This window comes from Virgibacillus salarius, from assembly GCF_039521925.1.
GTDB classification, from domain to species: domain Bacteria; phylum Bacillota; class Bacilli; order Bacillales; family Amphibacillaceae; genus Virgibacillus; species Virgibacillus salarius.
Window position 1 is genome coordinate 1 of the sequence record NZ_BAAACY010000135.1, and the last position, 10936, is coordinate 10936.

Below are 10936 nucleotides of genomic sequence, written 5' to 3' on the forward strand. Positions count from 1 at the left end.
GGCTTTTTTTATGCATCCGGACTCTGCTTCGATATCCCCTCAAATTTCTCCCTTACAGGAATGCTCCTAAAACACTAACTCTTTTTTACTTACTTCTTCGGTACTCTCCTATACTAAGAACAATTAAAATAATAATTAAGCGTAAGTACGCTTCCGATAAAGATAACGCTTTCAAAATGTTTTGCACAAGAGTCTCTCTCTGGAGCATTCTCCTGCTGTATATGTAAATAGAGCCGCTCTCCCATACATAATGATTGGTAACCGCCTCCATTAATTCCATCCTACATTGACTGGCTATAATAATGAGTGGAATTACTGACAATGATGCCAATCATGATAAGAAATATATCACCATATTAGAAATAGCTACAATTGCCAATACATTATCTAAGCTCATGATTAAATCAGCAACAATTATAAGTACAATAGATTCCCACATGGAACTTCCTATTCTTATAATTTACTCCCCCTGTTTGTCCTCTAGTAGCTTATAGGCTACTATGAGTAAAAGAATGCCACCAATCAAATGAATGAAAGGTAATTTTAAGAGATATAGAACGATAAAAACAAACAGCATTCGGACAATTGCTCTTAAAATCTCCCATATCACGGCAACCTTTTTTAAATGATCGGAAAGACGTCTGCTTGCCAACGTTATTACAACAGCATTATCACCACTTAGAATCAAGTTCACTAACAATATTTTAATTATAGACTCAATTAATCCCATGATACTACTTTCTCTCTCGTTTTTATAAACGTGAGATTTTATTAATCTATGTGCTAGGAAATAGTATCAGACCTAAACAGTCAAAGCTATTATAATTTTTACAAAGGAACTGTTCAAAAACAAAGGCAGCACGAAGATTTTTGAATTCATATCATTAGCGAAGGCTTCAAATTTAAAAAGTATGCTTATCCTTTCCTTTTGTTAATAGTATGCTAATGTTAAATTATAACCCCTAAAGACAATCATCGTATCATATTTTTATTTACATATCCCCCGTAAATAAATTTATTATTTTCTTATGGTTTAGAAACTCCTCAGAACTATCGACATACTTTTCACTCTCAGCACTCAATAATACGTAGTTATCCAAAAACATATTTCGTTATTTATTACCCAGTTCTCAACACTTTCTATGCTATGGTTACTTAAATTCCTAAGTATTATTTCATACATAATAAGCAAGCCAATTACTTCATTATCAGCATGATCTAATCTATAGAAATAAAAACCTGGCATTCCAAAGATTCAAATACCAGGTAGTATAAATAATCATGCCACGTCTTTCTTCTCTACATTCTTTACCGTCTTCCAGCCGACGGCGTAAATTACGACTAAGCCTACAAAAATAACGATGATAAATAATAAATTAGATTGAATAAACTGAATCAAATTCCCTAGTATGATCCCAACTATGCCAAAATCAGCATCACCGAATGTCGTACCCTCAAATCCAAGTGTTCCTAATACAGGGAGTAATAATGCTGGAAGGAAGCTAATAATAAACCCGTTAGCCATTGCTCCAATAACAGCACCTCTACGTCCACCAGTAGCATTTCCAAACACCCCAGCGGCTGCCCCAGTAAAGAAATGTGGTACCAATCCTGGAACAATTACTTTCAAATCAAATAAAGGAAGAAGAAGCATACTCATTAATCCTGCAATAAAACTAAATAAAAAACCGATAATAACAGCGTTTCCAGCGAAAGGAAAGATAGCAGGACAATCTAAAGCCGGTTTGGCATTAGGAACAAATTTATCTGCCACTCCCTTAAAGGCCGGTACTATTTCTCCTAAAAGCATTCGAACACCAGCTAAAATAATATATACACCTGCAGCAAATGTTAACCCCTGTAAGAAAGCAAATACTAGAAAGTTTTGTCCGTTACTTAATTCCGATTCAATAAATGTAGGACCAGCACAAGCAGCTACGATAAAGAACAAAATCACCATCGTTAATGATACAGAAACGGAAGTATCACGAAGGAATCCAAGAGACTTAGGCACCTTTAATTCTTCTGTTGATTTCGAATTTTTCCCAATTAATTTACCAACTAACGCAGATACAACGTAACCCATTGATCCAAAATGACCTATCGCAAAATCATCTGAACCAGTAATTTTACGTGTGAATGGCTGCAGCATAGCTGGTGAAAGAACCATCAATGAACCTAATATAATTGATCCCACCACAATTAGGATTACACCTGTAAGTCCACCTGTTGTTAGGATTACACCAATCATACATGCCATAAACATCGTATGATGTCCAGTTAAAAAGATGTATTTATATGGTGTAAGTCGTGCTAATATAGTATTTACTACCATACCAAACAACATAATCATTGCCGTTTCCGTTCCAAAACTTTGCTGAGCAACCGCCACTATTGCTTCATTATTTGGAATAACACCGTCTACGCTAAAAGCTTCATTAAACATACTAGAAAATTGCCCAAGTGCCAATACAATAACATTTGCTCCTGCATCTAAAATCACAAAGCCCATAATTGTTTTGAGTGTTCCAGAAACCACTTCGGCAACATTCTTTCTTTGAGCTATTAATCCGATTAAGGCAAATAACCCAACAAGGATTGCTGGTGTTCCTAGCACATCATTCATTATTAAATCAATCATTTATACGTCTCCCCCTTCTTTAAATGTATAGTAAAGTTAGATATTTTGCTCAATCGCGTCTCGAAGTTCTCCTTTATCCATTAGATTTTTAAGCTTAATAACATTTTTCTTACCATCCTCTAAACTATTAACAATATCTTCTGACCCTAAGAACACATCGGCTTGTTCAGATTTTGCTGTAGCTAAATCTGTATGAGATACATCAGCCTCTTTACCAAGCTCCTTCAAGATTGCTTTCACGTTCATTTCAACAATCATGCTACTTCCTAACCCATTTCCACAAACAACTAGTATTTTTTTCATGTTATTTCCTCCTAAATAAGATTAATTTGGTTAATGATATTCTGTACATCTTGTATATTTTCTGATGCAATTAACTGCTGTACATTTTCTTCTACCGACAGAAGGTCTGTCAATTGAGAAAGCGCAGTTAAATGAGTTTCATTATCAATAGCTGCTAGCACAATGATTAACTGTGCACGGTGCTTTTCCTTTGCTGAAAAATATACTGGTTCCTTTAATCGCAAAAAGCTCATACCTAATCTCTCTACTCCAGTTTCTGGTCTTGCATGTGGCAGAGCTATGTTTGGTGCTAATACGATGTAAGGGCCCATCTCCTTCACATTATCGATCATCTCCTTAACATAAGTTGGTTTAATTGCTCTTTGCAAAACTAAAGGCTCTGCTGCTACTTTAATAGCCTCTTGCCAATTAGACACATGATCTCTGAACTGTATCGTTTTCTCTGTTAACAACTCATTAAGCATTGGTTTTCGTATCTCCTTTACATGATGAGTTCGATCCTGCAGCATTTTTTTTAAAGTCTCTTGTAAGCCAATTGGATCTCTAATCGAAGCGAACCTCGCAATTATCTCCATAAATGCATTCGTTTCATCATGAGTTACGGTTTCTATGTTAAACATATCATTCACTTGCATTAAAATACGTTCCTTATCATGATTGGATAAAATCGGTGCTACATGAATAACTGGGATATCCTTCTCTTTAAGATAATTCGTTGAAAAAATAACATCTACCTGATGGTGTTGCTGATTAAATTCACGGATGGATTGAACAGCAACTACATCAAGTCCAACGATTAAGCTTTCCAGTTGGGTTTTTAGCATATTTGATGTCCCTATCCCATTTTCACATACAATAATAGCCCGATAATTTACATTCACCTGTTTTTTTTCTTTCTTTAACCATCCGCCAAAATGTAAAGAAATATATGCAATCTCATCCTCTGGTATCTGTTTGCCGACATAGTACTCCAAATGAACGATAACTTGCTTTGTAAAATGGTAAATTTCTTCATAATTTTTTCGAATGCTCTCTGTTAAATGATTGGAATATTTTACGTCATACTTCAAACGATAATATGTTGGTTTAATATGTGAAATAAGATTCCTCTCTAGACCATCTCGATCATCAAAAATGACACATGCATTATTTTGGAATTCTGATACCATACGATGAACCACACGTTGAAGACCACGTAATTCTCGTTCTGTATAATTTCGAAAATCATCATGATGGACCTTTAAGCCTAGTAAGCTCATTGTTAAAAAACATATTTCATCATCTGGGATTTCCAATTGATATTTAGTAGTTAATCTATTAGATATGAACTGAGCTGCGTGAAAGTATACAGATTGACGTAATACATTCTTTTCTTCTATATCAATTGCTACAATTTGTTCTGCCTTTACTCGCTTCACTACTACCAATAACTGTATTAACAGCATTTCTACCATTTCATCTGTTAACGTTAAACCAAGTTCGCATTCCGCTTCATGAATGATAGCTAGAATAGCTTCCCTAGCATGGTCGGCTTGATGGTACAGCTTAGAAAACGGATTGAGAATTTGATAGATTTTTTTCTGAAATATATCTGATTCTTTCTGTAATAATGTATAGGATAAAATATGAGCAACTAGTCTCCTTTTCTGCTCTTCCGAACCGTCAACTTGATAGCCGATTGGTCTTGTATAATGCAGACGAAGATAATGCTTGGACAAATAAGCTTTAACATGCTTTATATCCTTTATTACAGAACTACGACTCATGTTAGTCATATCCATAAAGCCTCTCATAGTAGAAGGCTCATTATCAGTCAATAGCCTGATTGTAAGGAGTAACTTTCTTTCTTGCTCTGAAAATTGATATGCATAGTCATCCGTCACAATAATCCCTTGATAAATTAATTCTTTTCTAGTCTTATCTACTAAATAAACTCCTTTTCCATAGCAATTTTGGATTGGTTCTAAGCATTGCTCTGTCAGCCAATTATTAAGTTGGTCTAAATCGTAGTAAATGGTACGCTGAGAAACTCCCAATAATTCAGATAATCTTCTTGTGTGAATTGGTTTACATTCTTTCATAACTATAGATAATAAGTACGCGCGCCTTTTATCTAATACCATTTTGAAATACCTTTCTAGAAAGTAATTTTGCAAAAATAAAAAGCTGATTTATTTTTGCATCGCTTTACACCGTAATTATAACCCTATTATTACGTTTGTGTAAGAGGTTTCACAGACCATAAAATGTAAGATTATGATTTTGCAATAATAAACAGTAGAGCAACATCACAGACAGCCTATATCCATGAAAAAGCGAAGATAGTTCAAGTAATATCAACTATCTTCGCTTTATATAATCTTTCATTTATATAGGTCTTTTCAATAATATAACGACTGCTGTTTAACCTAGTATCATAGAATACTCTAAATTACATACAAATCGTACTTTATATTTCTGCTACTCCAAGCACCGTGTTTTGTTCACTTTCTATTATCATTAATTCAGCTCTTTCAATTTCTTTGGTTTAAAGCGATTTGGCTGGATTCATTTAATTTTACTACTGTATACGCATCGTCATCGGCTGCTGTGAAGATACTTCAACAGACAATTTCAAGGAAGCTCTTTTCCCCAGGACTTCAAAATCAAACATATACCAAAATACTTGGTTTACACAATAGAAATAAATACCCTGAAATGATTTGAAAAAGTACCTACACGCTTCATTTTATATGCATCGCTCCTATTATTTTTGCGATAAAAGCTGGGTTGCAGTTTGAACAGCAATCGCATCATCAATAAAGCCGATTGGAAATAGGTAATCAGGCACTAAGTCCATCGTTAAGATAAAATAGATTAACACACCACCCATTACAGCTAGTTCCTTTGCGTTCCCCTTACGTAATGTAAATTTCGTAAATATATCCTGAAGCTGTTGGATGTATGGTCCAACACCTGCTACCTTTTTCACTTTTTCTTTAAATTCCTTACGTATGATTTCTTCCCCTTCATCCGTTCTAGAGTATTGTTGATAAGAAGATAACCGTTGCTCTAACAAATCAAGGGTAAATTCCTCTTGATGGATATCCGATTTTTCTATAACTTTTTGCATTTGTCGTATCGTTTCATTAGCATCATCAGTTACATTCTTTTCGATTTCATAACCAGCAGCTCGCATCAAATTTACAATCGGAACGTCCAATACTTGAGCAAATACTTGTAAATGATTTAAGTTAGCACGTCGCTTTCCATTAACAATTCGCGATATCGTCGCTACATCGATGGAAGTCAATTTACTGAATTTACGCATAGATAATGATTTTTTATGCAAGAGTTCCTTTACTAAAGAACCTAACGTATCATTTTCATTTAGAGACATTGTCACTACTCCTCATCTATAAAACTCTTTTTTACTTTATACCTTCATTATAATTTTGTCAAAAACGTTGTATTTAAGTCAACATATTATGATATGTTATTTATCAAAAATACAATCCATTTCTTAATAACACTTAATATAGTTCAATTATATTCTATCTCCAAGACATCTCCACCTATAAAAAACGTTGACAAAAAATCAACACATCTGTATATTGGAAAATAATTATATCATATTTAATTCCATATAAAGGGAGTAAGTTGTAAAAGAAGCTTTTAGTAATATCAACTTATACTATCAAGAGAGGAAAGCATAAGTACGTTTTACTAGTACAATACAGATGATGAAGGTGAGAAATTTGGGTAAAGTAGCCAATAACCAAGTTAAAAGAAAAAAATTACGGAAGAAACGAAATCGAAAACTGATTTTATCGATAACATTATTAACTACAATGATCATTATTTACTGTGTATATCAATATAATCAGGGGTTATCAATGAATAAAGGAGTAGCCAATACGACTGTTGAGCCATTTGAAGGAGAGGAAGTACAATTTGGAGAAATAAAAGTACTTTTAATAGGAACCGATGCTCGAGGAGAAGAAAAAGGTAGATCCGATACATTGATGATTGGTTATTACAACCAGCATACACATCAAATAAAAATTGTATCCTTAATGCGTGATACATACGTTGAAATTCCTGGTTATGGAATGCAAAAATTAAATGCAGCTTACTCTTTCGGGGGTCCAGAGTTATTAAGAAAAACCATTAAACATAATTTTGATATTAATATTAACTACTATGCAACCGTCGATTTTAATGGTTTTCCTAAAATTATAGATTTAGTTGCACCTGATGGGATAAAAGTAAATATTGAAAAAGAAATGTCTAAAGGTATCGGCATGACACTGCATCCTGGCGAACAAATTTTGCATGGTGATCAATTATTAGGCTATGTTCGCTTTCGAAAAGATAGTCAAAATGACTTCGGTCGAGTAGAGCGTCAGCAAGAAGTATTGTCAAAATTAAAAGATCAAGCATTGAGGATCAATCAATTAGTTAAACTTCCAAAAATATTAGGAGCTACCAACGCTTATATAGATACGAATGTAAATACACAAATTTTATATTCGATAGGTAAAGGTTTACTTACACATTCCAACGAAGGAGTAGAAACCTTACGCATCCCTACCGAAAATTCTTATACAAATTTACATGTAGATGCTGGAGCGGTGTTAAACATCGATCTTGAAAAAAATAAGCAAGCTTTAAAAGCGTTTTTAGAAAGCGATTATAAATAAGTCCGAGCTAATTTACGATAATATAGACTAGACACGGGACTGTGTAAGTGAGAGAGCTACACAGTTCCGTTTTTAAAACGGGCTCTATCATCGCTCATCAAGAAAACACTCATTCTTCCGGGCACGACTTCAGCATCCATATTTTCAGAAAACCCTTTCATTTTTTACTCGTATTTTCCACCCCTTAGTAAATTGAATAGGACGTAACGACAAAAATTATTGTTGCTTAATACAGGAATATTCAACACTCAACCTTACCTAGGCTTGCTTCTTAATCTGTTTTACTATTCATACATAATCTATTAAGACAAAAAATAAATCATATGTAATCACTTACAATTTCGTTGATTGCAGATTCATTATATAATAGATCTGCGATTACTAAGTAAACGAATGTTCCAACCACTATAAACAGCATGAGTACAATAAGTATTAGAACGATATTTCCAATTACCTGTATCACCTTAGAATTCATCCATTTTTTCAACGGATCTTTCATCTTTTGAAACATTTCCACCCTCCCCTTTTAATTTTCCGTGCTAAAACAACTTTTTATACAAGTGTGGTACTCTACTTTCAAAAACAGGTATATCTTTTCTAACTTGAGGAACTGTTGATGCATCAATTTGTGTGCAGAATGAGTCCTCGGAATACCTTGAACCCTCCACTACTATTTCTCCCCAAGGATCGATTACCATTGACTTACCACAAAATAGAATATTATTATATTCTCCTACTCTGTTTGCAGAAACAACGTACATCTGATTTTCAATAGCTCTCGCCAATTGGAGGATTCTCCAATGAGCAGCCCTAGCCTCTGGCCACTCTGCAACGACATGAAGAATTTCGACTCCCTCAAGCGCTAAAGAACGAATGACCTCCGGAAAACGCAAGTCATAACATATAATTACACCCATCTTTACTCCTTCAAGTTCAAACACTGTTGGGGGCTTTTGACCACCTGTTAAGTACTTATGCTCATCTAGCATAGGAACTAAGTGGACCTTATTGTATTGATACACAACAACTCCATTACGATCAATAATGAAGGACGTATTATAGAAGCAATCATTCACTTTATTTGCAACTGAGCCCCCAATGATGTTTACATTTAGCGATAGCGCTAAGTTTTGTAAGAAACCTTTTGTTGGCTCACCACCTATATCTGCTTGTTCATCTAATGATGGTAGTGTATAAGCAGTTGTCCACATTTCTGGTAACACAACAACATCTGGTTTATTTTTAGCTACTTCTCTTTTCATCCACTCTTTTACTTTAGCTCGATTTTTGGACGGGTTACCAGGGACAATATCCATCTGATAGATAGCATATTTCAATATCATTCTTATCCCTCCAACATCGTTTTTTACTTCTAGCCCTTTATGCTTTTCACCACTACGTATCATACATCACAATTATCATAATTATCAATATTCAAATTATTGAAAAGCGAAAGCAGTTTCTATAATACTACCTTCACTTAATTACATTCTATTGTGGCAGATATCGAAAAACGATTACCTAACTTAGTGATGGAACCAGCAAAGCGACTTACTACCCCTAATGCTACTACCCCTAATGCTGTATGGTTAATTCTTCCTTGCTTATAGTTGTCTCCATCTTCATGATAACACATAATCCTGCCGATAGATGACCACCCTATGTTCTAGTCTACTTGACATTTGTTCATTTACGATATGAACTACAAATGCTTTGGATTGTAAAATATTTCTAACATTATCCTTTTGTATTCTATCCTCTTTGCGCTGAAAAGACCGTGGAATGGTTGGAGGATGTTACGATACGATATTAAAAAAGCTGATGGTGCTCCATGAATAGTACTGTCTTCAGTCTCAAATGCCATCGATCGCGATACCACACTACCAATTAAATGTATTGGATTCAAAGAAAGCACTCCTACGCTACCCCCCTCCAAATTTATTATTATTGATCCAATCCCCTAATTTTAATAGGAAATAATGTTTTTTCTAATTTCCCACGATAAATCTCATATTGCTCTGGTAATTTTAACGCTGCCCCTAACGTCGCTAATGATTCATCATGGGAAAATCCAGGAGGGTCTGTAGCAATTTCAAATAATATATTACCATGTTCTTTAAAGTATATTGCGTTAAAATAATTTCGATCTTTAACTGCTGTTACACTATAACCACTCTCCCTAACATATGTTTGCCAATCTAATTGGTCGGCATCATTTTCAGCACGCCAAGCTATATGATGAACTGTTCCAACTCCCATTTGTCCACGCCCAGCAGATGTAGTTTTTAAATCAATCATATTTCCAATATCCCCAAAAGACCGAAAACGAATAAGGTCCTCTTCTTCTTCCATTCGCTCTAATCCCATTATTTCTTCTAGTACCTGCGCTGTTTTTTCAGGTTGCGAAGAAAATAACGTTGCTCCAGCAAAACCTTTAATTGCCGCTTCAGGAGTTATGTTACCAAAAGTCCAATTATTCCGGTCACCGTTTTCTCGCTCTACAAGCTCTAATTGTAGACCATGGGGGTCTTTAAAACGTAAATACGTTTCTCTAAAACGCTTTTCCATTGTGAACTGGATGCCAAAACCTCTAAATCGTTCCTGCCAAAAATCCATCGCCCCCAGTGGAATAGCATACGAGGTGACACCAACTTGACCATCACCAATTTTACCTGGAAAGGCATTGGTCCATGGAAAAAAAGTAATGATTGTTCCTGGCTTTCCCTCTTTATTTCCAAAGTAAAGATGATACGTACCCGGATCATCAAAGTTGATCGTTTTCTTCACAAGTCGCAACCCCAATATACTTGCATAAAAATCTACATTCTCCTGCGGATGGCCAACAATTGCTGAAATATGGTGAATTCCCGCTGTTCTTTTCACAACTATACACTTCCTTTGATGAATTATCTTTAATTAAAGTATTATTAATTAAAGATAATAATAGCGATTTATGCTTAGTTTGTCAACCTAACACTATATTATTCAAGTAATTGACTAGCTAAACATTTACAGGAATCAAATCCTATTATGTAATAGGCTCAATGAAGCAATAATTGGTCTGCTTAAAAGCACCGCAGCACAAGGTAAGGCAATTTAGAACTCCAAACTTAGTCACTTAACGGTTATACTGTATGGGCTGAGTGAAAATGCTATGGGTGAGAGGGGTATTCTTCTATATTTTAAATTCTTTATCACAAAAAAATGAAGAAACAGTAAAAAACGAACGATAATTATCATAAATTAATTAGGTACCGACCCCCTGAAGTTAGAGTAAAAAATCTAATTTCAGGGGGGGTTTTTGTGGCTA

At 34.7% G+C, this 10936-nt stretch carries 9 protein-coding genes and 1 pseudogene; 1 reads left to right on the forward strand and 9 read right to left on the reverse strand.

Going from position 1 to position 10936, the window contains the following annotated elements; genetic code table 11:
- Positions 1-331 precede the first annotated feature (331 nt).
- The 5 genes and pseudogenes from ABDZ84_RS16735 to ABDZ84_RS16755 form a co-directional block, all read right to left on the reverse strand.
- Positions 332-730 (reverse strand): annotated as a pseudogene (locus ABDZ84_RS16735) (TerC family protein).
- Between the two features lie 549 nt (positions 731-1279).
- On the reverse strand, positions 1280-2641 hold the full coding sequence (gene ulaA / locus ABDZ84_RS16740; RefSeq protein ID WP_343782318.1) for a PTS ascorbate transporter subunit IIC: 1362 nt from the start codon (positions 2639-2641) through the stop codon (positions 1280-1282).
- A 36-nt stretch (positions 2642-2677) separates the two neighbouring features.
- The gene (locus tag ABDZ84_RS16745) at positions 2678-2944 is read right to left on the reverse strand and encodes a PTS sugar transporter subunit IIB (RefSeq protein ID WP_026681729.1); all 267 of its coding nucleotides are present in this window, start codon (positions 2942-2944) and stop codon (positions 2678-2680) included.
- Between the two features lie 11 nt (positions 2945-2955).
- Complete coding sequence (locus tag ABDZ84_RS16750) at positions 2956-5067, reverse strand: BglG family transcription antiterminator (protein ID WP_026681728.1); 2112 nt, start codon at positions 5065-5067, stop codon at positions 2956-2958.
- A 623-nt stretch (positions 5068-5690) separates the two neighbouring features.
- A complete protein-coding gene (locus ABDZ84_RS16755) occupies positions 5691-6323 on the reverse strand; it encodes a DUF1232 domain-containing protein (protein WP_026681727.1) in 633 nt (210 codons plus the stop codon).
- A gap of 343 nt (positions 6324-6666) precedes the next feature.
- Between ABDZ84_RS16755 and ABDZ84_RS16760 the strand changes: the two genes are divergently transcribed.
- On the forward strand, positions 6667-7626 hold the full coding sequence (locus tag ABDZ84_RS16760; RefSeq protein ID WP_026681726.1) for an LCP family protein: 960 nt from the start codon (positions 6667-6669) through the stop codon (positions 7624-7626).
- 319 nt (positions 7627-7945) lie between these two features.
- Here ABDZ84_RS16760 and ABDZ84_RS16765 read toward each other — a convergent pair whose 3' ends face one another.
- The 4 genes from ABDZ84_RS16765 to ABDZ84_RS16780 all read right to left on the reverse strand — a co-directional run bounded on the left by ABDZ84_RS16765 (position 7946) and on the right by ABDZ84_RS16780 (position 10509).
- Positions 7946-8137, reverse strand: coding sequence for a hypothetical protein (locus ABDZ84_RS16765; protein ID WP_026681725.1), 192 nt, complete (start codon positions 8135-8137; stop codon positions 7946-7948).
- A gap of 28 nt (positions 8138-8165) precedes the next feature.
- Positions 8166-8969 carry a carbon-nitrogen family hydrolase gene (locus ABDZ84_RS16770; protein ID WP_308035987.1) on the reverse strand — a complete coding sequence of 268 codons (804 nt, stop codon included), beginning with the start codon at positions 8967-8969 and terminating at the stop codon, positions 8166-8168.
- Positions 8970-9106: 137 nt separating this feature from the next.
- Entirely contained in the window at positions 9107-9262 is a 156-nt protein-coding gene (locus ABDZ84_RS16775) for a hypothetical protein (protein WP_161629274.1), read from the reverse strand.
- A gap of 308 nt (positions 9263-9570) precedes the next feature.
- The gene (locus tag ABDZ84_RS16780) at positions 9571-10509 is read right to left on the reverse strand and encodes a ring-cleaving dioxygenase (protein WP_026681722.1); all 939 of its coding nucleotides are present in this window, start codon (positions 10507-10509) and stop codon (positions 9571-9573) included.
- Between the last annotated feature and the right edge of the window lie 427 nt (positions 10510-10936).